Origin of the sequence: Bacillus sp. FSL P4-0334, assembly GCF_038004825.1 — a bacterium.
GTDB lineage: Bacteria > Bacillota > Bacilli > Bacillales > Bacillaceae > Bacillus > Bacillus velezensis.
This window is the reverse complement of the sequence record NZ_JBBORX010000001.1, coordinates 2,904,920-2,928,600: the sequence shown is the minus strand read 5'-3', so window position 1 is coordinate 2,928,600 and position 23,681 is coordinate 2,904,920. Positions and strand designations below refer to the sequence as shown.

Here is a 23,681-nt window from a genome sequence, read left to right as displayed (position 1 = left end):
ACAAACGTTCTTTATTCAATATAAATAAGAACAATAGTTCGATGTAATTGTTGGAAATGACTATTCATCAAGTATCCACTAACCTTTATGACCTGCTCAAATCGATACTTGAGTTCAGTTTCAAGAAATCCGCAGGAAAAAGTAAAACAGCCGCCAGAAAAGATTGCGACTGTGTGTCTTTATTTGTCTTTATCGGCCCCGGATTTCTCCTGTTTTTCATTCGGCAGCTGAATGGAAGGCGTCACACCTGATCCACCGCTTCCGTTATAAAACTGCGGCACCTCTCCTTGAATCGCTTTAATGGAGACCGGAATATTATTTGTCACGACTGATGTCTTACTGGCAAACGGAATAATGACCTTCACTTTAATTTCCACAAAAATACTGATATCGATCAGGGCATTGTTAATGCCGTACGGCTTTATTTTTGTTTTTACATCAGTTAACGCATCACCGATCAGGTTAAAGCGCACGGGGATTTTCGGCCCCAGATTTCCGAGAATGCTGTTTCCCGTGACCTGCCCTAAAGGGATGTTAATCATAATTTCATCGGCCGTTTTCGCGCCTTTTTCCGTTTCATGCTGCTTATTGTTCGACTCCGCTTCCTTCAAATGAGCCTGAAGCTGCTTTGTCACTTTCGCCTTCATGCTGTTGACCATTTGTGTATTAAAATCCATCGTTGTGACTTTTCCGTTTTCATCCGTTTTCATATCGAACATATCTTTCACATTGTCGCTGTGAGACATGTATTCTTCAATGGATTCTGTAATGACCTCTGTCGCCACCCGTTTGGTTTCCATTTCTCCTATGTTCATCAGCACCGGTTTGATTGAGGAGTTGATCATCCAAAGGCTGATGACCGTCGATATGATAAAAAAAGCAAACGACAGAAGAAGCACATATCGAAAAGGCAAAGGCCCTCTCTTGCGAAGAGTGCTCCGGTATCTAGGCAAGAAAAATCCCCCCTTACATATCACAATGTATGCTTGTAAGGGGGGGGGGGGACATAGTAATTTATTTTCACACTTAAAACTCCGGCATAAAGTATTGTTTTTCTTTCGAATCACAGATGTCCATGTATCAGACCTATTCAGCTTGGCAATAAGAATCTAATAATCACAGACATATATTTGGAATTAGTGTATAATGATTCCTGTACATGAAAGTATGCTCACTCAAGGGAGTCTTGCTCATCCCCTATGGAAAGGGGGTGATGCTTATGTCAACATTTCAGGCATTAATGTTAATGCTTGCATTCGGGTCGTTTATAATCGCCCTGTTGACGTATATAAATAAAAAATAGACCTCCCTTGAGCCTCAGAACCTGAAGGGATAGGTCTACCAAGAATCTACATCGAGCAAGCCCTTTGATGGGCAGCTTTTTGTACAGAGCCGGGGTGTTGGTAGCACCCTGGTCTTTTTATTTTATGCATTTCTTATTAAAGAAATACACTGTAACCAATCTGTATTTTACAGTTTGATTATAACACATTAAATGAAACCATTGAAATAATTTGCAAAACATTTGTTTTATGGATAAAACCATTATTTATAGATTTTAATCCTGCGGTTCTTATTCATCCATTACACAAGTGCAATACTTTTGCTTAATCGTCCCAGTCTTCATCCTCAATCCAGTCGTCTTTAGCTTCTTCTAGTTCCTCTATTAAAAACTCTAGGAATGTGCTACCAACTTGTTTACCATATCCCTCTTGGTTATCCCAAAGAATGACTGGGCATTCTCCACCTTTCATCTTGTTAGTGTCAAGACAATAAGAAAATTCATCTATATATTCGATCACTACAAGACCATCGGAAAGGTTATAATATTTTTTATATTCATTGGTCTGTTCGACAACTTCAGCACCGTGAGAGTCATATCCGAGTATCATTGTTCCGTATGCTCCCCCTGAACCATACTCAGTTAAAAACCATTTATAACTGTCTGGAAGCGTTACATTGAGATACTCTTCTATTTCTCTAATTTGATCTCCAGTGACTCCTCCCGTGAGAATTGAATTTTCTTTATTTTCATCAAAGAAAGTTTTTATTTTCGAATAATCCATTAAACTTTCACCTCTTATTCTTGATTCTCAAATTGCTGAGCTCTCCATCTCCAATACCTTCTTCTGAAACTTTTATATTGTTTATCAAGCACAGGATCATTTCTAAAACTCTGTCCATTCCCTTTTAATCCATGCAAAACATCACTGTACTTATTATGCCAGCTTTCAGGTATCTCTAGCATAGTGCCAGGCTCTTCTTGAATTAAGTGATGTAAATTTATTTGCGTGCCATCTTTAGCAAACGGAGCATTACCATTTTTCATAAGTTGAAGGTTCGTAAGGCCTTTACGATTTTTTTGATTAAGATCAATATCTTTCATTGTATATACCCTACGGCTTACATCTCTAGGCTCTCCTTTAACTTTTACCTTACCGTCTATTTCGTATGCTTCATATTTTTCTTTATTTAACCAAGGGACATCTACTTTCTGACCTGTAAATGGCTTTCTTGTTTCATCTAATTTCTTTGCATTGGTCAAAAGTTCATTTTTAAGGTTTTGGCTGTCAACCACATTGTATGGTACGTTATCGGCTAGAGCAAGCTTATACTTAGGATTATACGGAAGCAAATCTGGAATCTTGACGTCCTTAATCTTCTTCCCTGCTTGACTAGCTTTATTTATTACCTTACCCGCTGCATCTGTTTTGTTAATGGCTCCTGCACCTTTGGTTCCAAAAACAGCTACAGCCACTGAACCAACAGCATATGTCACCCATCTTGATCTGGAATACGCATCTCCATTTACCATATCTTTGTGATACGATTCCTCGATTGCTGCCGAAACAGCATCATATGTTTTAACTGGATGAAGTACTGCATTCCCCAGTGCTGACAAGGTTTCTCCCGGATCGGTTATGAAGTCCCATAGACCGGTTACCGTGTCTTTCCCGACATCATAAAGGCCAACGCCGGCTCCTTTTAAAATATCCCAAGTCACTTCTCCGGCTTCTTCCAGCTGTTTTGCTTGTTCAAGCTGAATGACATATTGCTGCTGGGAAGGTTCAAGGTTTTCATAGCCGATCTTCTTCGCAATTTCTAAATATTCATCTGGATCGGTCACACCGTCGGCGAGTTTTTTCTTCAGATCCTTGATTTCCCGCTCTTTCGCTTCTTCCTTTTTAAACGTTAAATATGTGTCTGAATGTCTTGCAATCTCGCCTTTTTTCTTATGTATGTCACTTTCCCTGTATGCCTTGGCGTTATAGTGAAGCGGAGTGGCGTTTTTCCCTTTTCCCGTAGCGTTTTGGAGCTGTTGAAAATCTGCCTGAATGAAATGTTCATTTGCCTCGGTTTCTGCGTATTCTTTCGTTAGATCGTGATCAAGTTTGCCGAGTTTATGTATGGTATCGTCTCGTTTTTTGTCTGCTGAATCCAGCTTTTGATCGACATCTTCTGTAGAAAAGACATCAAGATGAACAATATCGCTTATCTCGTTAAGAATATCTCTCATTTCATTCCGTTGCTCCTGCATGATGGCTTTTGATTTATTCTTCGCATGAATCAGCTCATGTTCTAAAAATGACTCTTCCACAAACGAATTGGCTAATCCGGCATCAGCTACTTTTCCTGAAATACTGTTAAGAAACGCAATCTTCATATCGATCAAATCAAGCCAGCTGTCAGTAACCCCTGCGTGATCTTGGAAAAAGGCTTTAATGTTGTCAGCACCTTTGCCTGAAAACTCACTGTCATCTAGATCAGCCATTCCCTGAAATGCTTTTCTGAGATTGATAAATTGTTCCCTGACCTTATCGTATTCTTTTGCTCGTTTCTCCGCTGCTGAGATTAACGAGTCTGCTTCAAATACTTTCATATCCGTCTCCTTCCCACTCAATCTTATCTAAATTTTACCACATTAAATTACATGTAAGTAGAGCTTCTTCCTTTTGTTGAAGGTCTCTTTCTTAGGAGATTTGAACTTTAACAAAATCTTAAAATAGGCTTAATTAAGTTGATAAAAAATGGAAAAGGTGATACTATCCTCACGAAAGGAGGTATTAATTGTAAAATATATTATTTATTTACATCCCAGATACTCATAACAGGTTTAAACAGAAGAAAAAGGAGTGTAAAACCATTATGAAGTATGTGTCAAAGAGCATTTGGCTAGTTGTAGTAGCTCTCTCTTTATTATTCTCTTGCTATCCCCTCCACGATGCAAAGGCAACGACAAACAAAGAAATCACTGATAATAATGCAACTGGCATTGACCTTAACAAACGTATCTCAACAGTAAATGAAAAACCGCAAAACACCGATTCATCTAAAAGAGAATTAGCCGGATCAGAAAGTAAGCTGCAAAAAATCGCCAAGGAACAAGGAATGGATGTTGAAAGTTCATACCAAACTTATATAGCTTATGACAAAGATGGTAATCAGACATCATCTGGACAAGTCACCTCTGAAAACCAACGGAAAACTGTTGAGAAAAAAGCAAAAAGTATTATCTATTTCAGTCACACTTTTTTAGGTGGAAAAGTTAATAAAGTGATGCACGGAGTTGAAATTTCAAAAATAGTAGGAATTCCTCCTGCGTCAGCAGAAGTACATCAGGGTTTATGCAAGAGTGGCTATTATAACAAACAGTTTACTTGCCCCCATACTATTAGAAAGACCTTTGTAGGGACTCAAGTGAAAAAGGGATCGGAAGTTCATCAATTTATTAATGTAAACAAAACAACATTTTGGAAGTATACTGGCGGCGCAATTGCTACTTGGGCAGGGAAAAAACCAACTGTTAGAACGATATCCTGGACTGAAGGATTATACCTAACGAATATGAAGGGAATGTTTTTCCCCTCCAATTACACAGATAAGCAATCAGGATTAAATATATTAGCTCCACCTAATGCATTTATTAAATGGGTGCCTAGCGATAAAAGAGTAAAATGGGGAACTACAGAACGCAAAGCATATAGGAACTGGTATGATAAAAAATACGGCAAAAAAACTTGGGTAAAATTTGAGATTCATCATCAACTACCTAGAGAGTACGGTGGAGGAAATCAGACAAGCAATTTAATTCCTATCGATGTGAATTTTCACAGGAAAGAAGTAAATCCATGGTGGGCTTCTTATACAAAAAAGAAGTAAAATTGTAGATGAATGTGTAGATGAAGACTCCTATGCGGAGTCTTTTTATTCTGAAACCAGTTTATAATACTCTCGGATATTCGGATTCACTTCCCAATATTTCGTTCCATTAGAAGACACTAACATATCAAACCATATTTCAAAATTCGAATCTAAGTTAATCGCATCTTCAATATCATCAATTGAGTCTAGATATAGCATATAACCTAATCCATTTTTTGATTTGTTTGTGTCTATGACATATCTTCCATCAAAATGATATCCAATTAAAACGTATCCCTCTGGGAAATCTTGAACCTCATTATATTCAATGATTCCCTCTAAGCTAAGTATTTCAATCCCATCAAACATTTCCATCCCATTGTGCTGTAACAAAAACTCTTTATAGTCATTAGGGAAGGTAACACCTAGCTTCTGTTCTATATCGCTAATTTCTTGAGGACTAGCAGGATCTTTGAAATGAAAAGTAGCATCTTCCATGACATATCCTCCATGATGAAACATAGGGAATGTTCCGTATTTAGAAACAGCTTCCTTTATTCCATTAAGAGTCATTTGAATTAACTTCCCTTCTTCCATATAACTTTCCCTCCTCTAAGGTTTAGACCACTAAATTTTACCACACAACTTTATTTGAGTGTTTTAAAATGACAAAATCGAATTTACAATCTTTGGTTTTATACTTATAATTAGGAAGGTTTGTCCGATATAGAGACAGAACAAACAAATTTGGGGGAATTACAATGAAGAAATGGTTGTTAGGTATTGCCGCATTATCTCTAAGCTTTTCTTTGGCTGCGTGTGGGTCTGATTCTGCTTCTACAGATAAAACAGATTCAGATAAAGCTAAAACAACGCAGCAAGAAGAAAAGAATGCAAAAGAGACAAAGGCAGACACCCAAGCAAACTACAAAAGCAATAATGACAAGAATGAAAAAGCCGAAAATGCTTCAAAGAAGGATTCGTCGGATAAAAAGACATCTGAAAATAAGAAAAAGCTGGTCGATGTAACGCTTAACAGAACAGTTGACGGAGACACAATTAAAGTTAACTATAAAGGCGAAATCAAAACAGTTCGTTATTTGCTGGTTGACACTCCTGAAACTAAAAAGCCAAACTCTTGCGTACAACCATATGGTGAGGATGCTTCAGCAAGAAACAAACAGCTAGTCAACAACGGCAAGCTTCAACTGGAGTTTGATAAAGGAGATCGTACAGACAAGTATGGCAGAATGCTGGCTTACGTTTATGTGGATGGCAAATCAGTACAAGAAACACTGCTTAAAGAAGGATTAGCTCGAGTAGCTTATGTATATGAGCCAAACACGAAGTATTTAGACACGTATAAGAAAGATGAACAGGTTGCTAAAGATAAAGACTTGAAGATTTGGAGTAAGAATGGCTATGCAACTGATAAAGGATTTAATGGTTGCGCAACGAAACCGAAGAAATCAGTAAGTGTATCTAAGCCGGCTCAAAAGTCCGTTACAACACACCAATCCGAGACACATAAATCGAGCTCAAACAGTTCACATTCAAGTAGTTCAGCATCAAGCAGCTCTTCTAACTCTGTACAAGCCTCCCCTTCTGCTGGAGGAACAGAACACTTTGCAAACTGCACAGAGCTGAGAAAGAAATATCCGCATGGAGTACCAAGCACTCACCCTGCTTATACATCTAAGATGGATCGGGATAATGACAACTTTGCATGTGAGAAGAATTAATCCATTTTGAAGCCCTCTGAGGCTTCTTTTTTATTTGGGTATATTCTGTCTAAATAAAAAACCACAGAGCTCTGTGAGGGACTCTGTGGTCTATAGTGGCTGTTAAACCCCTATGATACATCAATTAGAATACTTTAAATTAGACTAATAAGCAAGTTGGTCTAAAATGTTTCGTTAAAATGAGCATTTTATTTAATGTTTGGATTGAGGGGCTAATAATTTTATTCTTGTATTGTTGTTAATATTCCATTATCGAAATATAGGTATCTGCTAATACCGTAAACCCATTGTTCATTTATTCCTGATGCTGTCGTTGTCTTATGAATAGACTTAGGCCTGCCCCAATCTTTAAGTTGGATAACTTCCTGCTTGGTCATGCCAATAGCAATTGTCTTCTCCTGATAATCTTCATCTAGAGTGTCTACGCCTTCTTCCCCGTTTTCCTGGTACTTCACTTCCCTTGTTTCAAGCATATGAGAATCAGGGTCATCATTTTGGTATTCTCTTACGATTAAAACGTTCTCTTCTGGATGATTTAATGGACTATATTTAACTTCATAACTGGACGTCTTATCGTCTTCATCACTCGGCAAAATAAAAATCTCATTAATAGAACATGTTTTATTCCTTCCACATTTAATTTCGTTTAAATGGGAATTCTCTTGCGCAACTTCCATCACCTTTCCAGCTAAAAGCAATTTTTCTTTGTCAGATAAAGCAGTAAATGCCGGTTTAGCTTTTAAAGATAAGTCAAATTGATTTTTAGTATCCTGTACTTTACGCAACCATACTGAATCAAAATGTTTATTTAATTTTTTGTTTTCTTTTACTTTAGTAGCAATAGCATCTAAATTAGTTGTATCTAGCCTGTTTATGTACATTGGGATTGTTATAGACAATGCTATTATTGCTATAGCCACAATCCCGAAAAAAATAATCATTTTCTTCTTTTTCATATGTTACAGCCCCTTATGACTACACTATACTTTATACGAGAATGTTTAAATCCATTTTGACCATAAAATTTTAAATTCGCCCTCACTCCATAATTCACCACAATTTCAATTATCTTATACTAAGAGCAGAAAATAAACACAAACTTATAGTATTTTTTGATAACGTTAACTTTCAATTGTCTGAAATTTTTGATTGTCCCCCGAAAAACTAAGTGCTAAAATGGGACATGTTAATTTAAGTAAGAAAGGTGGAGTAAAGATGGCCAGTTTCAGAAAAAGAGGAAGTACCTGGCAATACAGAATAAAGCATAAAGACCCCTTGACTCATGAACAAATTGAGGTTTCTAAAGGCGGATTTAAAACAAAAAAAGAAGCACAACTAGCAGCAAGACAGGAAGAACTGCGATTGAATAGCGATTTAGAAATCAATGGAGGTGACATTCTTTTAAAGCACTATCTTAAAGATTGGCTCGCTGAATATAAACAAGGGACTGTTAGGAAAAACACATATATCCTTCATGAACGCAATGTTAATACAAAGATATTGCCCTATTTTAAGGATATTAAGCTTAAAGATATCAAGCCTTTGAGATACCAAAAATTCATCAATCATTTAGCAGAACAAGGATATAGCAAGAGAACGATCGAGATCATTCACGGGACAATGTTTAATGCTTTATCCACTGCTGTAAAACCTTTAAAGAAACTCGAGGAGAACCCTTGTGAAGGAGTAACTATTCCAAAGATACCTAAGAAAAAAGAAAAACTGGCGTACATTAACTCAGACGACATCTCCTTCTTCCTCAAAATTGCAAGACAGGATAACTATCTTTACTACATTTTCTTTAAAACTCTACTTGAAACTGGAATGCGTAAGGGAGAAGCTGCTGCATTACAAAGAAAGGATATTGATTTAAAAAATAATTACATCCATATTAACAAATCTTTAGACTTTCAAGTTAAAGAAGGCGAGGAAAGATTTGGAGAAACGAAAACTTATGAATCCGAGAGAAGTATCAAAATAAGCAATTCTTTGGCGAGAGAATTAACAGCTCATATGAAATACTTAAATGATAATAGAATAGTTTTTAATGAAGTATATGAACATGAATTAGACCTTGTTTTTTGCAGAGAGGACGGCAAACCATTACCGAAGTCCACCCTCTTCAATGCGCTTAATCGGATTCTTAAAAAGGCTGGGCTTAATAAAATGCCTATACATGGTTTAAGACATACACACGCTGTTCTTCTTCTTGAATCTGGTGCAACAATGAAGTTTGTACAAGAAAGACTGGGGCATAAAAATATAACCATCACATCTGACGTGTATTCTCATATCTCAGAGAAACTTGAAAATTCGTCAGTTGATGGTTATGAAGAATATATGAACTCTCTCATGTCTTAAATTTTTTTAGTGTTTTCGGTGGTCAAATAGTGGTCAAGTTGGCCACCAATTCTTCAATTCTATCACATGACCAAAACCAAAAAATCCCCTGACACCAATAGTGCCAAGGGATTGAGAGATTAATACTGAGACATATATTGTTCGCGCTCCCACGGATGAACCTGTGTGCGGAACATATCCCATTCGATTTCTTTTGCTTCGATGAAGTGTTCGAACAGGTGCTCGCCGAGCGCCGCAACCATGACTTCGTTTGATTTGAATTCATCGAGAGCTTCCGCCAGTGTCGCCGGAAGATCTACGATGCCGTTTTCCATGCGCTCTTCTTTGCTCATGACGTAGATGTTGCGGTCAATCGGAGCCGGTGCTTCAAGTTTGTTTTTGATTCCGTCAAGGCCTGCTGCAAGCAATACGCTTAACGCCAGGTACGGGTTTGCCGCCGGGTCTACGCTGCGGACTTCAACACGCGTGCTGATGCCGCGGGAAGCCGGGATACGGATCAGCGGGCTTCTGTTTTGCGCGCTCCATGCCACGTAGCAAGGTGCTTCATAGCCCGGAACAAGGCGTTTGTAAGAGTTCACTGTCGGGTTTGTGACAGCCGTAAAACTTGTCGCGTGTTTTACGATACCGGCAATGAAATGTTTTGCTGTTTCACTCAGCTGAAGATCAGCGTCTTTATCAAAGAATGCGTTAACGCTATCTTTAAAGAGTGATAGATTGCAGTGCATACCGGAACCGTTTACGCCGAACAACGGTTTTGGCATGAATGTCGCATGCAGACCGTGTTTGCGGGCGATCGTTTTGACAACCAATTTGAAAGTTTGGATGTCGTCACAAGAACGGATGGCACCGGCATATTTAAAATCGATTTCGTGCTGGCCCGGAGCAACTTCATGGTGAGATGCTTCGATTTCAAAGCCCATTTCTTCAAGCTCAAGCACGATATCGCGGCGGCAGTTTTCTCCCAAGTCAGTCGGAGCCAGGTCGAAGTATCCGCCTTTATCGTTCAATTCAAGCGTCGGTTCGCCTTTTTCATCTAATTTAAACAGGAAGAATTCAGGCTCAGGTCCAAGATTGAAATCGCTGAAACCGAGTTCTTTCATTTCTTTCAGAATCCGTTTGAGGTTGTTACGCGGGTCACCTTCGAACGGCGTGCCGTCCGGATTGTAAATGTCACAGATGAAGCGTGCTACTTTACCTTTTTCAGCCGTCCATGGGAAGATTACAAATGTGTTCAGATCAGGATATAAGTACATATCAGACTCTTCGATACGGACGAAACCTTCGATGGAAGAACCGTCGAACATGCATTTATTATCAAGTGCTTTTTCAAGCTGGCTCACAGGAATTTCCACGTTTTTAATCGTTCCGAGAATGTCTGTGAATTGAAGGCGGATATACTTTACGTTTTCCTCATTTACTAATTTTACGATGTCTTCTCTTGTGTACTTTGCCATTTCGTAAAACTCCTCCTCTAAAAGGTAAATGTATATAGCAAAACAGTTGCTAACGGATTAATGAAAGAATCGGGACATGTCACCTTGGCGGAAAGTATTTCCCCGCTGGAAACGGCCTGCCTGCATCAGTTCGTTTTTCAGAAGCTTTCTGAGTTCGTCATCAGACAGATTGTGCTTCATCGGTTTGGCGGTTTTTTCGGATTTTTCTTCCGGTTCGGCAGATGCCTTATCCAGAATTTGTTTGATCCCCGCCATATTGACGCCTTGTTCAATCAGATTTTTGATTTCTAACAGTTTATCTACATCATGGAATGAAAATAATCGTCTATTTCCTTCGCTTCTCGCTGGAAATATCAATCCATTTTCCTCATAATATCGAATTTGCCGGGCAGAAAGTTCTGTTAACTGCATGACAATCCCAATTGGAAATAAAGGCATTGAGCGGCGAATGTTATCACTCATCTCAATTTCCTCCTTTTCTTATCTTAGTCTCATTATAGGTGATGTTATATTTTGTGTCAACACAATGTAAGGAATCTTAACATCAAATTCTTTGAAAATTGCAAACGGCCTAAATCAGCTCTTTTTCCATTAAAGCATTTACGGCGCTGCAAATCGCATTTTTCACGTGCGCGTAGGTTAATCCTCCTTGGACATACGCGACATAAGGCGGTCTGATAGGTCCATCTGCTGATAATTCAATGCTTGCCCCCTGTACGAAAGTGCCCGCTGCCATAATGACATCGTCTTCATATCCCGGCATATAGCTCGGATAAGGCGTCACATGCGCATTAATCGGTGAAGCATATTGTATCGCCTGGCAAAAAGCGATCATCTTATCAGGGTCCTGAAACTCAACTGATTGAATCAGATCCGTTCTCGGCGCATTCCATGCAGGGTTTGACGTAAAGCCGAGCTTTTCAAGAAAACGGGCGGTAAATACCGCTCCCTTCAAGCTTTGCGCCACTACATGCGGAGCGAGAAAGAAACCTTGATACATTTCCTGCAGTGAATAAAGCGAAGCGCCGGCTTCACTTCCGATTCCCGGGGAGGTCATCCGGTAAGAGCAGGCCTCAATCCACTTGGCTTTCCCTACAAGATAGCCGCCCGTTTTAGCAAGGCCGCCGCCCGGGTTTTTAATCAGGGAACCGGCCATAAGATCCGCTCCGACATGGCAGGGTTCCCGCTCTTCTGCAAATTCTCCGTAGCAATTGTCCACAAAAACAATGACATCTTCTTTGATTTCCTTTACGAAACGAATCATCTCTTCAATTTCATTTATTCTGAAAGACGGACGATTCGCATATCCTTTTGAACGCTGGATGCCGATCACTTTTGTATTCGGCTGGATTGCAGCCCGGACCGCTTCAAAGTCCACTCTGCCTTCTGATGTTAAATCGACTGCATTGTATCCGATTTGAAATTCCTTAAGCGAGCCTGAATACTCCCCGCCTCTTACTCCGACGATTTCCTCGAGTGTATCGTAAGGCTTGCCTGTGATATAAAGCAATTCGTCCCCGGGTCTCAGCACACCGAAGAGCGCGATTGAAATCGCATGCGTTCCGGAAATGATTTGCGGCCGCACGAGTCCCGCCTCTCCTCCGAACACATCAGCATAGATCTTCTCCAGTGTATCTCGTCCGATATCATCATAACCGTATCCGGTTGAAGGCGTAAAATGCGTATCGCTTACTTTATGTTTTCTGTAGCTTTGCAGGACTCTCCATTCATTCCGTTCACTGATTTCTTCTATTCTTTTATGAACGGCGGAGATTTCCGCTTCTGTTTCTTCGGCGGTTTTTTGTAAAAGAGCGCCGTGGGTCAGTGTGTCAAACATGTTGTGTATACCTTCCTTACATGAATTTCTTCAGTTCTCCGAGTATGCTTTGTTCTTCCTGTACATAACCTGAGACTTCGTAGCGTTCATTTTCTTCATTAAAATAAAGGCTGTCGATCATGGTCTCTGATTTGATGCGTGACATCAATTTGCCTTCGGCGGCAGGCACATGAACTTCATACGGCGTCATCAGCTCCCGGCGCAAATAAGCTTCGATTTCCGCTTTTAGTTTTGCTTCATCCCCGGCGATTCTGGCGCTGATCATGATGTGGCCTTCTCCCGCTGTCGGGATGAAGTCAGGAAGTGTCTCATCACGTTTGTTATAAGCGGTCAGCACCGGAATATCATCTGCCTCAAGCTCTTTTAACAGACCGAGGACCGTCTGTTCATGCCCGGCATAATCTTCATTGGATGAATCAATGACATGAATGATCAAGTCTGCTTCCTTCACTTCCTCAAGCGTTGAGCGGAAAGCGGCAATCAGCGTCGTCGGCAGATCCTGAATGAAGCCGACCGTATCAGACAAAAGGACACTGTAGCCGCTTGGGAGCGCCATCTTTCTCGTCATCGGATCAAGTGTTGCAAACAGCAGATCTTCTTCATAGCTGTCTGAGCTCGTTAATTGATTGAACCATGTTGATTTTCCGGCATTGGTATACCCGACGAGCGCAGCCTGAAGCACGCCGTTCTTTTTACGTCTCTCCCGATAACGGCTTCTGTGGCGGATAACCGTTGACAGCTGCACGTTAATTTCGTGTATGCGGTTTCTAATGTGGCGCCGGTCTGTTTCAAGCTTTGTCTCACCGGGCCCTCTCGTCCCGATTCCGCCGCCTTGTCTTGAGAGATTGATTCCTTGTCCGCTCAGACGGGGCAGCGCGTATTGAAGCTGGGCCAATTCGATCTGAAGCTTTCCTTCTCTCGTCTTCGCCCTTTTTGCGAAAATATCCAAAATAAGCTGCGTGCGGTCGATGATCTTCGCTTCAATTGCAGTGGCGAGTGATTTAAGCTGGCTCGGTGACAGTTCATCATTAAAAATGACCAGATCCGCTTCAAGCTCTTCACACAGCGCCTTCAGCTCGTCTACTTTCCCCTTGCCTATATATGTAGCGGCATCCGCTCTGTTCCGTTTTTGCGTAATCCGGGTCAGCACCGTTCCGTCAGCCGTTTTTGTCAATGAAGCAAGCTCTTCCATGGAATGTTCAAAGTGCTCATCTGTCATGTGCGGAAGCTGGCAGCCGACCAAAATGACCGTTTCTTTTTTTCCTTCCTGTTCGTTCAAATGGATGTTCCTTTCTGTGTCGTATTGGGCAGTAGTACTATCATACCAAACCCGCAGGCCGTATACCACACATCCGGCGGGTTTTAAAGAGAGAAATAAAAAAGAGACCCCTCAGACCGGCTGAGAGGTCTATTCGTGAGCTGCCGCCTCATCTTTTATAAGTAAATCCTGGCTCTTGATCGTCATTAAATCGTTTTTTAAGTATTGGTCTCCCATTAAAAGTCTCATGGCCTGAGCGCGGATTGATTTTTCAATCACGTTTCTGACAAAGCGCCCGTTGCTGAATTTAATGGGGCTTGTCGTGCTTTTCACTGTCATTAAGTAATCTTTTAACTTCCACTCGGCTTCCTGGCTTAATTGATACTCCCGCTCTGCTATCATGCGCTTTGCGATGTCCATCAGCTGAGTGACAGAGTAATCCGGAAAATCGATGCTGATAGGGAAACGCGATTGCAGGCCGGGATTTAATGACAGGAAATGTGTCATTTCTCTCGAGTACCCTGCCAGGATCAGAATAAATTCATGCTGTTTGTCTTCCATATGCTTGACAAGCGTATCAATCGCCTCTTTACCGAAATCCTTTTCTCCGCCCCTTGCAAGTGAGTATGCTTCATCAATGAATAAAATGCCCCCGAGCGATTTTTTAATCAGATCTCTCGTTTTTTGCGCTGTGTGTCCGATGTATTCACCGACCAGATCAGCACGTTCCGCTTCGATCAGATGTCCTTTGGAAAGCACGTTCATTTCGAAGAAAAGCTTGCCGATCAGTCTCGCGACGGTGGTTTTCCCGGTGCCGGGGTTTCCTTTGAACATCATATGAAGAGCTTGTTTTCCGACTTTAAGCCCTTGTTCGGCCCGTTTTTGGTTGACGAATATCCACGCGTAAATTTCTTTAATGTTGCGTTTCATTTCTTCCATACCCACTAATGTGTTCATTTCTTTTTCAATTTCTTTCAGAATGCTGTGCTTGGCTTCATTTTTTTGCAGGGCGGCCTGATATTCCGCCTCAGCTTCCGCATTTGTCAGCACTTGCTTTTGGCCATTAAGAATGATGTTAATTTGTCCGTTATTTTTATAGGTTACAGCGCGCTCCAACATGCTCACCTCTCTGTTCTCTCTTTATCTTACTCATGATGAAGCGGTTCCGTGACATCCGCCTATCATCATGAGACCCGTTTTCCTCTTTATCTGTCACTTTTTCCGTTCTCTTCGGGAATGATGTTGAATCCTGCGCTTTCCCGAGAAATATTTTTCATTTCTTATTGTATTCAGCAGAAACGGGAGGACAAACCATTTATTTTTATTTTCCGGGAAATGTTGGGTATATTTCTCATTTTTTTTATGAATGACAGCCGTACAAGCACTATTTGAATATCATCATATGCTGTAATGAGGTGATGGAGAATGGTTAAAATTTTTATAGACCCCGGTCATGGCGGAACTGATTCAGGTGCAACCGGAAACGGACTTCAGGAAAAAGCGGTCACGCTGGAGATCGCGCTGGCTTTGCGCACGATTCTGACGAATGAGTATGAAGGAGTTTCTGTCACGATGAGCAGGACAAGCGATAAGACGGTCAGCCTGACGGAAAGAACGGATGCCGCCAACAGCTGGGGCGCAGATTATTTTTTATCCATTCATATTAACTCAGGAGGCGGAACCGGATTCGAAAGCTATATTTACCCCGGTGTCGGAGCGCCGACCTCGACTTACCAATCAGCCGTCCACACGCAAGTGATTCAAGCATCAGGTTTTAATGACCGAGGAAAAAAAACAGCCAACTTCCATGTGCTGCGGGAGACAAGTATGCCGGCGATTTTGACGGAGAATGGTTTTGTTGATACGTCAGCTGATGCAAACAAACTGAAAACAGCCAGTTTTATTGAAAGCCTTGCAAGAGGACATGCCAAGGGCTTGGAGCAAGCTTTCGGTCTAAAAAAAAAGGCTGACTTATATAAAGTGCAAATCGGTGCATTCAAAGTGAAAGCAAATGCTGATGCGCTTGCCTCCGATGCGGAGTCTAAAGGTTTTGACGCGATTGTGCTTCCAAAAGGCGGCTTATTTAAAGTGCAGATCGGCGCATTCTCTTCCAGAGATTACGCTGAAGCGTTGGCAGCGCGGGCCGAAAAAGCCGGATTTGATGCCTTCATTGTGCAAGACTAAATGAAAAAACCCCGCTCTCCCTTTTTTTGGACGAACGGGGGTTTTTTGTTATTGAAGTATATCGGCGACAAACTGAGACCAAGCTTCAAGACGCTGATACACATTTTCCTCTTTCAGTTCGCTCAGTTTCATCCAGCGGCCGGCGATTTGATCTTTTTCTTTCACTTCGACTTGTGCCGCAGACGCTAACTGGAGCGCAGAAAGGATGCCGATATGCACCTTCCCTACATCGTTTTCATCATCATTGATCAGGCCGAGTGTGACAATGTTTTGTTTGTCCTCCTCGCGAATGTACAGTTCTTCCACCAGCTCCCGGTCGGTATTCTGTTTCAGCACTTCCGAAAATGAAGCCGCCCCTTCCATAGGGTTCATGTGTCCGCCGAAGCCGAGAGAAAGCTTATTATGGAGGCGCGATTCCCCTCCGCCCGCGAGCCGTTCATACACAAACACCTCATCATCGCGGCGGATGACGACATACGGAATCGGCTGTTTAAATCGCGGGTCCTCTTCCGCGTCGCCTCTTCTGATTTCAAAAAAATGCGCCTCAATTTGAGCCATAATGTTTACGATACGTTCATCTTCGCTGTTGACTCCCTGAAATGTCAGCATTTCGTTTTGAAAGACGTCACTCCGCGGTGCAGCCAAGATGATTTCATCCATTTTATTCATGACCGTTCCTCCTGTCTTACCTCTCCATTCAAGCCAAAAGAGCAGATATTATATCTGCTCTTCATCTTGGCCAAAATAAAAATCTTCGTCCTTAATCGGTTCTACCGTCGCCTTTTTGTAGCCGTTCCCTTTCATGGAGAAGAAATCATGTGATTTTGTTTTGGTGTTTAATCCGTTTAATACGATCGGATTAATATCCTCTTCTTCAAAGTAAGGATCGAACCCTAAGTTCATCAAAGCTTTATTGGCGTTATAGCGGATGAATTTCTTTACATCGTGTGAGAGTCCGACTTGATCGTACAAGTCCTCTGTATATTCAAGCTCATTTTCATATAACTGATTCAGAAGGTCAATCGCAAATTCACGAAGCTCTGCTTTTTTCTCTTCTGTCTGTTTATTATAAATTTCCTGAGCAAGGAGACCGACATACACGCCGTGAATCGCTTCGTCACGAAGGATCAGGTTAATGATCTCACCGCTTTGCATCAGTTTTCCTTGTCCATAGAAATATAACGGATAATAGAAACCGCTGTAGAAAAGGAAGCTTTCCAGATAGACGGAAGCAACCATCGCTTTGAACAGTGAAATTTCATCATCTTTTTGAATGGCTTTGTAAAGCCCGACAATCATTTGCGCTTTTTTCTGCAAATATTTATTCTGCTTTACCCATTCAAATACTTCGTTGATCGTTTCAGTCGGAGCAAGCGTCATAAAAATATTTGAATATGATTTTGCGTGCACCGCGTTTTCCATCATCGCCATGAAATTAAGAACCGCTTTTCGCTGATGGCCTTCGACGTGCTCGGCCACAATCGGCATGCCCGTGTTCCCCTGCTCTGTATCAAGCAGTGTCAGGCCGGCGAGCACCTTCATGTACGTATCCTGCTCATTTTTACCCAAATACTTCCAAGTGAGGAGATCGCCGTTTAATGCGATCTCTTCCGGAAGCCAAAACTGCTTTACGTTTTGGTTGTAAAACATTTGGGTGAAATCATCTTCATGCTTTGACCAGTTTGCTGCGTCATAAATTTTTGTCACTGTAAACTCTCCTTTAATCAAACGACACAAGAAAGACAGCTGTCCTGCCCGGTATCTTTCGTTCTTGCATAGTAAATGGTTTTGATGCCTCTATGGTGGGCATACAGATCAATACGGTTCAGATCACGAGTTGTCATCGTATCTTTCAAAAACAGGGTAAAGCTGATTCCCTGATCGATATGCTGCTGGATTGTCGCGATCATATCCACCACTTTGAACATGTCCATATCATAAGCTTCTTTGTAGAAGAACCAGTTATTAGACGCTAACCCCGGCATCGGGTAATACGTTTTTGAATTTCCGTATGTTCTTTCTTCGATCCGTTCCATGATCGGCATAACGGACGCCGTGCTGGATTGGACGTAGGAAATGGAACCTGTCGGCGCGATGCACAGTCTGTAGCTGTGGTACATGCCGTTTTCGGCGACAAACGCCTTCAGCTCTTTCCAGTCTTCGATTGTCGGAATGTGCATGCCTTCAAAGAGCGCAGCGATTTTTTCATATGCCGGTGAGAACTCTTTTTCGATGTATTTATTGAAATATTCTCCCGTTGCATAAGTGGAGCCTTCATAATGCTCAAACGTTTCGCCTTTTTCTTTCGCAAGCTCAGCTGAACGCTGAATGGAATAAAAGTTCACCATCATAAAGAACGTATTCGCGAAATCTCTTGCTTCCGGGCTTTCATACGCGATGCCGTTTTGGGCCAGGTAGCCGTGAAGGTTCATGGCGCCTAAACCGATGGACTTCATCGCTTTGTTCGCGCGTCTGACTGCCGGCGCGTTGCGGATGTCCGTCGTCTCAGATACATGAGTCAGGGAATCCGTCGCGAGTTTCACCGTGCGCTCAATCGATTTATGTTTCATGACATTCAAAATATTTAATGAACCAAGGTTGCAGGAAATGTCCAAGCCGATTTCGTCTTCTTCATCATAATCTGTGTAAGCCGAAACCTGTGACGCCTGAAGCACTTCAGAGCAAAGGTTCGAGAATTTCACTTTTGATACGTGGTTATTCGCGTGCTCTTTGTTTACGTTGTCCTGGAACATAATGTACGGATAACCTGACTCAGAACGGAGAACGGCAAGCTTTTCAAGCAATTTGCGCGCATTCACTTTTTCTTTTTTGACACGCGGGTTGTCAACAAGCTCCTCATACATCGCCGTCATGTCCATTTCGTCCATATGCTGGCCGTATTCTTTATAAATCGTATGCGGATAGAATACATAAGCCGCTTTATCCTCACGTGCAAGCTCAACGAACTTATCCGGAATGACGACACCGATAGAAAGCGTTTTGACGCGCACATCTTCATCCGCAGAAATCTTTTTCGTATCAAGAAAATCATTGATATCGCGGTGGAAAATATTTAAATACGCCGCACCTGAGCCTTGTCTTTGGCCCATTTGGTCAGCGTAACGGAACGCATTATCAAGAAGCTTCATGACGCCTACAACACCTTTTGTGGCGTTTTCAACATCTTTAATCGCTTCGCCTTTCGCGCGAAGCTTGGACAGATTAAGAGAAACCCCGCCGCCTAATTTAGACAGCTGCATGGAAATATCGATCGCCCGTGAAATATCGTTTAAGGAATCATTGACTTCGAGCAAGAAGCAGCTCACCAGTTCTCCGCGGCGTTTTCTGCCGGCATTCAAAAATGTCGGTGTACTCGGCTGATATTCCTGGTTGATCATCAGGTTTACATATTCTTTTGCTTTCTCAGTGTCGCCGTTTGCGAAGAACAGCGCGACGATTGAGATTCGGTCCTCATAACGCTCGAGGATTCTTTTCTTGTCATTCGTTTTCAAAGCATAGTCATTATAAAATTTAAACGCACTCATGAAGGAAGGAAAACGAAACTTCTTTGCGTAAGCTGTCTTAAACACTTCTTTAATGTCTTCAAAAGAGTAAAGGCTTAAGAATTCCTCTTCGTAGTATTGGTTTTCAATCAAATAATCCAGCTTCTCTTTTAAATCGTGAAAGTAAACTGTGTTTTGATTGATATAGTCAACAAAATAGCTATGTACAGCCTCTTTATCTTTATCAAACTGGAATTTTCCATCCTGTTGGATCATGATTTCGTTATTTAACTGGATCCATTTTGGCACTTGATTTTGTGACAACTCTTTCTACCTCCTGAGTAAACAATTCAACGTCTTTAGATGTGCCGCTGAGTTCAAATTTGTGCAAGATCGGCACCTGATATTGTCTTGAAATGGTATCGGCGCTTTTTGCAAAGTTATCGCCCCATACTTTGTTGCCGCTCGCAGCGACTCCTAATAAGAGATGGGCGTATTTTTCGAGAAATGATTGTGTTGATGCCGGTACCTGACCGAAGTTTGTCGTGTAGGTGACCAAAACAAACGGAGTGTCCACGTGGTCCGTTTCGTCCACCTTGCGGATCAGCTGAAAGTCTGTTTTATTCACAAAACGCTGAACATTCCCTGTCTTTGAATCAAATATGATTTGAACCATCCTTATCACGACCTATCAAAAATAATGAATCTCTTAACACTATATATAGTATACTAACCTCTCAGAAAAACACAACATATTGAGAACGATTTATAAAAAATTCATATTTTTGAAAGAGCGGACTTTGGCTCTGGCCCGATTAACGCCCAAAAAAGAGAGCAGAACGAGAATCATCTCTCATCCTACTCAAGGTGTCATGTGTAAGCCGATGTCTATCATAACATGAAAAAAAACTGCTTAGTAGTCTAGACTTTTATTCTTATTTTTTGTAAGAATCACATTTTTTTTCGCTTTCAACGGTTTCTTCAATCTCCACATCAGCACCGATTTCTTTCAGTACGGCTTTCAGAGCGCTTGTGATGGAAGCCTCTCTGATCAGTTCTTTGCCGTCAACGATGATGCTGGTTCCATATTCATAGCAGGAATCATCTTCACAAGTTTCTTCCCAATGGTTGATTATCACCTTGTGTTTCAATCGTCTCACCCTCTGCATGATCAATGTCAGTACTTAGTGTAGCTTGTGCGGCCCGCTTTGTAAATTCGAACGCTTGTGAAATTTATTCAAGCTCATCCAGCGCCGTTTCTTTTTTCAGTTCGATTCTATTCGTTTTTTCATCATAGCGGTATATTTTTAAGTAACCGTCCTCAACGATGCCGAAACGATTATGTTCCAGCTGCACCATGCCTTCTGTCTGCGGTTCGGTATCCGTTGAACCGCCGTCATCATCCGTCACCACCGTCTCATGATTGCTGCAAGCTCCAAACAGCAAAAAAACAGCGATCCAAACGAGCGTAATTCTGATTCTTCTCAGTTCATTTTCACTTTCGAACACGATTTTCCGAACCCCCTTTTATGTTTCCGATATACAGCCTGCAATATACAGATGCGCATAGAAAAAGACCATTGTTCATGGTCTTTTTTCAAAAAGTCTATTCAAGCTCAAGCTGGACGTTTTTTTGCGGGGCGAACGTGGAGATGGCATGTTTATAAATAAGCTGCTGCTTCCCCTCCGTTTCGAGCAAAACGGTAAAGTTGTCAAAGCCTTTTACCTGGCCGCGAAGCTGGAAGCCGTTGAGTAAAAACACCGTGACGAACGTATTGTCTTTTCGGATTTGATTCAAAAACTGATCTTGAATATTAATCGGTTTCATGTTTCGTCCTCCTTGGTTCTCAATACAATACTGTTTCGATTAAATTTCCAGTTTTCCTGCTATGCACTTGAAAATTTCCTTTTTTTTCTGCTCAATATCAACAGGCGGGGTCATATCTGTCCATGAAACGGGCATTTTATTGCGAAACCAGGTCAGCTGGCGTTTCGCATATCGCCTAGAATTTTGTTTTAATTGTTCCACAGCCTGAGGGAGCGGCACTTTTCCATCAAGATATTCATACAGCTCTTTATAGCCGATCGCCTGAATCGATTGGCTGTCCCGTATATTCATATCATACAGCCGCTTTACTTCGTCAAGAAGGCCGGTTTCCAGCATCAGGTCAACGCGCTCGTTAATCCGGGCGTACAGCACTTCTCTGTCCATTGTAAGACCGATAAGAACAGCATTGTAAAGCAGCTCCCGTTTTTGGGTTTTAAGATGCTCTGACATTGTTTTTCCCGATACATGCAAGATTTCGAGCGCGCGGATGACTCTTCGCGTATTGTTTTGATGAATGGCTGCCGCCGCTTCCGGGTCGGCTGCCGCAAGCTTGGCATGAAGCGCTTCCGCCCCTTCTTCAGCCGCCAGTTTCTCCATGCGCTCCCGGAATACAGGGTCGCCGGAGTTTTCCGTGAACGTATAGTCATACAGCACGGACTGAATGTACAGACCCGTCCCTCCGACAATCATCGGCAGCTTTCCTCTATCGGCAATCTCGGTGATTTTTCCCCTTACCATTTTCTGATAATCCGCCGTTGAAAAAGTGTCGGACGGCTCCAAAATATCAATCAGGTGATGCGGCACGCCTTCTGTCTCTTCTTCGGTGACTTTGGCCGTTCCGATGTCCATCCCTTTATATACCTGCATGGAATCTCCGCTGATGATTTCCGCATTCAGCATTTTCGCGAGTCCGATGCTTAGTTTTGTTTTTCCGACTGCCGTCGGTCCGACGAGTATGACGACAGGCTGTTTTTTATTTTTCAATATGTATCACTCTCTTTTATAAATCTCCCCCTAATTATAGCATTCATTTCTTCAGGCACCTATCCATTTTGCCCTTTTTCCTGAGCGCTAAACGTCCGCTACCACCCGATCGGCTCGTTTCCGACAACCTCTCTCGTTTTTCCTTTGAGCGTATGGCGGTGCGTTTTCCGTCCTTCCTCCCGCGGATCGTAAACGACGCCGCCGTGCTGGATCTGAATCGGCTCATTGTAGGCGGCAAAGGTGGTCTCTGAAAGCTCATGGTAATGTGTTCCGTCAACCCTCGGGATGGCAGGGCCGGAAATGCCGTAATACCTATGAAAATGGCCGTTTTCAAACGAGGTGATGCCCGTATAGAAATGTGTATGCTTATCTGTATTGCTGCCGTTCTCCGGCTGCGAAAAGCCTTCAATCAAATGGTAATGCCCCTGCACTACATCCGTAACCGCCCGGTATGCGTGTGTGTGCGGAGGTTTTTTTGACCAATCGGACTGATACAGGCCCACAAAAGCTCACTCCTTTATTTTTTTGATAAACGCCCAATCAAAAATTGGTGGGCTGAATACTCTGTTATCATCTCAAATTTATTCTTGGAGGTACCTAAATTATGAATGAAGAATACACATACGAAGCAGATAGTGATATGAGACAGTTTGGACGGCCCGGATTTGGGTTCGGACGGCCGGGATTCGGATTCGGGCGTCCCGGATTCGGATTCGGCTTCGGACGGCCGGGTTTTGGTTTTGGCCGGCCTTGGTTTGGCCGCCCTTGGTTTGGCGGGTTCGGACGGCCGTTTGGTTTTTACGGCGGACCGTTTGTCGGAGGGCTTGTCGGGGGGCTTGTCGGAAGCGCTTTGTTCAATCCGTATTTGTACGGAGGTTACGGCTACGGCTATCCGTACGGAGGTTATCCGTATTACTATTGACGAATCAAAAAGGCTCCTCCCCGGGGGCCTTTTTGTATAGGCCTAATGTCTTGACTTGGCGGGCAAAGTTCGGATATTATTTTATTTTACTGCCTTAAACAAAAGGCATAAGGATTATGATGAGAGGGGGATTTGATATGATTCTGGGTTATATCTTCCTCACAATTGCTATTTTATCAGAGTCAATCGGCGCGGCCATGCTGAAGGTCTCCCGCGGATTTACGCGGTTTTTGCCGAGCGCGCTTGTAGTGGCAGGCTATTCATTGGCCTTTTATATGCTTTCACTGACACTGAATCTCATTCCGCTCAGCTTATCCTATGCAACATGGAGCGGAGCCGGAACGGTGCTCGCATCCATTATCGGAGCGAAATGGTTTCATGAAAAACTGGACAAGCAGGCCGTCATCGGACTCTTTTTCTTATTGGCCGGTGTCATTTTGATGAATTGGTAGAAAGGAGAGGCATG

26 protein-coding genes are annotated in these 23,681 nt (G+C 42.1%); 7 read left to right on the top strand and 19 right to left on the bottom strand.

Annotated elements, in window-relative coordinates:
• Positions 1-179: 179 nt before the first annotated feature.
• Positions 180-953: a sporulation protein YunB gene (gene yunB, locus NSQ37_RS14685; RefSeq protein ID WP_341123960.1), complete on the bottom strand. Its 774-nt coding sequence runs from the start codon at positions 951-953 to the stop codon at positions 180-182.
• A 260-nt stretch (positions 954-1,213) separates the two neighbouring features.
• On the opposite strand from yunB, the gene NSQ37_RS14680 reads away from it, so the two are divergent.
• Complete coding sequence (locus NSQ37_RS14680) at positions 1,214-1,303, top strand: putative holin-like toxin (RefSeq protein ID WP_076982784.1); 90 nt, start codon at positions 1,214-1,216, stop codon at positions 1,301-1,303.
• 304 nt (positions 1,304-1,607) lie between these two features.
• On the opposite strand, the gene NSQ37_RS14675 is transcribed toward NSQ37_RS14680, so the two are convergent.
• Both NSQ37_RS14675 and NSQ37_RS14670 read right to left on the bottom strand, forming a co-directional pair.
• The gene (locus tag NSQ37_RS14675) at positions 1,608-2,066 is read right to left on the bottom strand and encodes an SMI1/KNR4 family protein (RefSeq protein WP_341123959.1); all 459 of its coding nucleotides are present in this window, start codon (positions 2,064-2,066) and stop codon (positions 1,608-1,610) included.
• 14 nt (positions 2,067-2,080) lie between these two features.
• Positions 2,081-3,880: a T7SS effector LXG polymorphic toxin gene (locus NSQ37_RS14670; RefSeq protein WP_341123958.1), complete on the bottom strand. Its 1,800-nt coding sequence runs from the start codon at positions 3,878-3,880 to the stop codon at positions 2,081-2,083.
• Positions 3,881-4,146: 266 nt separating this feature from the next.
• On the opposite strand from NSQ37_RS14670, the gene NSQ37_RS14665 reads away from it, so the two are divergent.
• On the top strand, positions 4,147-5,160 hold the full coding sequence (locus tag NSQ37_RS14665; protein ID WP_341123957.1) for a hypothetical protein: 1,014 nt from the start codon (positions 4,147-4,149) through the stop codon (positions 5,158-5,160).
• 45 nt (positions 5,161-5,205) lie between these two features.
• Here NSQ37_RS14665 and NSQ37_RS14660 read toward each other — a convergent pair whose 3' ends face one another.
• On the bottom strand, positions 5,206-5,640 hold the full coding sequence (locus NSQ37_RS14660; RefSeq protein ID WP_076982859.1) for an SMI1/KNR4 family protein: 435 nt from the start codon (positions 5,638-5,640) through the stop codon (positions 5,206-5,208).
• Positions 5,641-5,903: 263 nt separating this feature from the next.
• On the opposite strand from NSQ37_RS14660, the gene NSQ37_RS14655 reads away from it, so the two are divergent.
• The gene (locus tag NSQ37_RS14655; protein WP_341123956.1) at positions 5,904-6,884 is read left to right on the top strand and encodes a thermonuclease family protein; all 981 of its coding nucleotides are present in this window, start codon (positions 5,904-5,906) and stop codon (positions 6,882-6,884) included.
• 221 nt (positions 6,885-7,105) lie between these two features.
• Here NSQ37_RS14655 and NSQ37_RS14650 read toward each other — a convergent pair whose 3' ends face one another.
• The gene (locus tag NSQ37_RS14650) at positions 7,106-7,840 is read right to left on the bottom strand and encodes a hypothetical protein (protein WP_218791646.1); all 735 of its coding nucleotides are present in this window, start codon (positions 7,838-7,840) and stop codon (positions 7,106-7,108) included.
• Positions 7,841-8,099: 259 nt separating this feature from the next.
• On the opposite strand from NSQ37_RS14650, the gene NSQ37_RS14645 reads away from it, so the two are divergent.
• The gene (locus NSQ37_RS14645; protein WP_218791645.1) at positions 8,100-9,245 is read left to right on the top strand and encodes a site-specific integrase; all 1,146 of its coding nucleotides are present in this window, start codon (positions 8,100-8,102) and stop codon (positions 9,243-9,245) included.
• A 119-nt stretch (positions 9,246-9,364) separates the two neighbouring features.
• Here the strand turns inward: NSQ37_RS14645 and glnA are convergent, their stop codons facing one another.
• From glnA to spoVK, 5 genes are all read right to left on the bottom strand, one after another.
• A complete protein-coding gene (glnA, locus tag NSQ37_RS14640) occupies positions 9,365-10,699 on the bottom strand; it encodes a type I glutamate--ammonia ligase (RefSeq protein WP_007410365.1) in 1,335 nt (444 codons plus the stop codon).
• A 57-nt stretch (positions 10,700-10,756) separates the two neighbouring features.
• Complete coding sequence (locus NSQ37_RS14635) at positions 10,757-11,161, bottom strand: MerR family transcriptional regulator (protein WP_007410366.1); 405 nt, start codon at positions 11,159-11,161, stop codon at positions 10,757-10,759.
• Positions 11,162-11,270: 109 nt separating this feature from the next.
• Complete coding sequence (locus tag NSQ37_RS14630) at positions 11,271-12,536, bottom strand: methionine gamma-lyase family protein (protein ID WP_012117612.1); 1,266 nt, start codon at positions 12,534-12,536, stop codon at positions 11,271-11,273.
• Positions 12,537-12,552: 16 nt separating this feature from the next.
• Positions 12,553-13,815, bottom strand: a complete 1,263-nt coding sequence (hflX, locus tag NSQ37_RS14625) for a GTPase HflX (RefSeq protein WP_015239904.1) — start codon at positions 13,813-13,815, stop codon at positions 12,553-12,555.
• Between the two features lie 129 nt (positions 13,816-13,944).
• A complete protein-coding gene (gene spoVK / locus NSQ37_RS14620; protein WP_015417523.1) occupies positions 13,945-14,913 on the bottom strand; it encodes a stage V sporulation protein K in 969 nt (322 codons plus the stop codon).
• Between the two features lie 306 nt (positions 14,914-15,219).
• Between spoVK and NSQ37_RS14615 the strand changes: the two genes are divergently transcribed.
• Positions 15,220-15,978: an N-acetylmuramoyl-L-alanine amidase gene (locus NSQ37_RS14615; RefSeq protein ID WP_025284769.1), complete on the top strand. Its 759-nt coding sequence runs from the start codon at positions 15,220-15,222 to the stop codon at positions 15,976-15,978.
• 48 nt (positions 15,979-16,026) lie between these two features.
• Here NSQ37_RS14615 and NSQ37_RS14610 read toward each other — a convergent pair whose 3' ends face one another.
• From NSQ37_RS14610 to NSQ37_RS14570, 9 genes are all read right to left on the bottom strand, one after another.
• A complete protein-coding gene (locus NSQ37_RS14610; RefSeq protein WP_253612963.1) occupies positions 16,027-16,647 on the bottom strand; it encodes a hypothetical protein in 621 nt (206 codons plus the stop codon).
• Positions 16,648-16,695: 48 nt separating this feature from the next.
• Positions 16,696-17,685, bottom strand: a complete 990-nt coding sequence (gene nrdF, locus NSQ37_RS14605; RefSeq protein WP_012117608.1) for a class 1b ribonucleoside-diphosphate reductase subunit beta — start codon at positions 17,683-17,685, stop codon at positions 16,696-16,698.
• Positions 17,686-17,702: 17 nt separating this feature from the next.
• Positions 17,703-19,805 (bottom strand): class 1b ribonucleoside-diphosphate reductase subunit alpha, encoded by a 2,103-nt coding sequence (nrdE, locus tag NSQ37_RS14600; RefSeq protein WP_007611605.1) that lies wholly within the window; start codon positions 19,803-19,805, stop codon positions 17,703-17,705.
• The gene (nrdI, locus tag NSQ37_RS14595; protein WP_003154061.1) at positions 19,765-20,157 is read right to left on the bottom strand and encodes a class Ib ribonucleoside-diphosphate reductase assembly flavoprotein NrdI; all 393 of its coding nucleotides are present in this window, start codon (positions 20,155-20,157) and stop codon (positions 19,765-19,767) included. Before nrdI ends, nrdE begins: the two co-directional genes overlap by 41 nt.
• 259 nt (positions 20,158-20,416) lie before the next feature.
• Positions 20,417-20,632 carry a hypothetical protein gene (locus NSQ37_RS14590; RefSeq protein WP_003154062.1) on the bottom strand — a complete coding sequence of 72 codons (216 nt, stop codon included), beginning with the start codon at positions 20,630-20,632 and terminating at the stop codon, positions 20,417-20,419.
• A gap of 82 nt (positions 20,633-20,714) precedes the next feature.
• Positions 20,715-20,990, bottom strand: a complete 276-nt coding sequence (locus NSQ37_RS14585; RefSeq protein ID WP_025284768.1) for a YmzC family protein — start codon at positions 20,988-20,990, stop codon at positions 20,715-20,717.
• A 97-nt stretch (positions 20,991-21,087) separates the two neighbouring features.
• On the bottom strand, positions 21,088-21,309 hold the full coding sequence (gene hfq, locus NSQ37_RS14580; RefSeq protein ID WP_003154064.1) for an RNA chaperone Hfq: 222 nt from the start codon (positions 21,307-21,309) through the stop codon (positions 21,088-21,090).
• A gap of 39 nt (positions 21,310-21,348) precedes the next feature.
• The gene (gene miaA / locus NSQ37_RS14575; protein ID WP_099566755.1) at positions 21,349-22,293 is read right to left on the bottom strand and encodes a tRNA (adenosine(37)-N6)-dimethylallyltransferase MiaA; all 945 of its coding nucleotides are present in this window, start codon (positions 22,291-22,293) and stop codon (positions 21,349-21,351) included.
• 98 nt (positions 22,294-22,391) lie between these two features.
• Positions 22,392-22,796 carry a YmaF family protein gene (locus NSQ37_RS14570; RefSeq protein WP_015239899.1) on the bottom strand — a complete coding sequence of 135 codons (405 nt, stop codon included), beginning with the start codon at positions 22,794-22,796 and terminating at the stop codon, positions 22,392-22,394.
• Positions 22,797-22,897: 101 nt separating this feature from the next.
• On the opposite strand from NSQ37_RS14570, the gene NSQ37_RS14565 reads away from it, so the two are divergent.
• Together NSQ37_RS14565 and erbA are read left to right on the top strand one after the other, a co-directional pair.
• On the top strand, positions 22,898-23,215 hold the full coding sequence (locus tag NSQ37_RS14565) for a hypothetical protein (protein ID WP_032866021.1): 318 nt from the start codon (positions 22,898-22,900) through the stop codon (positions 23,213-23,215).
• Positions 23,216-23,352: 137 nt separating this feature from the next.
• Positions 23,353-23,667 (top strand): SMR family multidrug efflux transporter EbrA, encoded by a 315-nt coding sequence (gene erbA / locus NSQ37_RS14560; protein WP_007410378.1) that lies wholly within the window; start codon positions 23,353-23,355, stop codon positions 23,665-23,667.
• Positions 23,668-23,681: the final 14 nt, after the last annotated feature.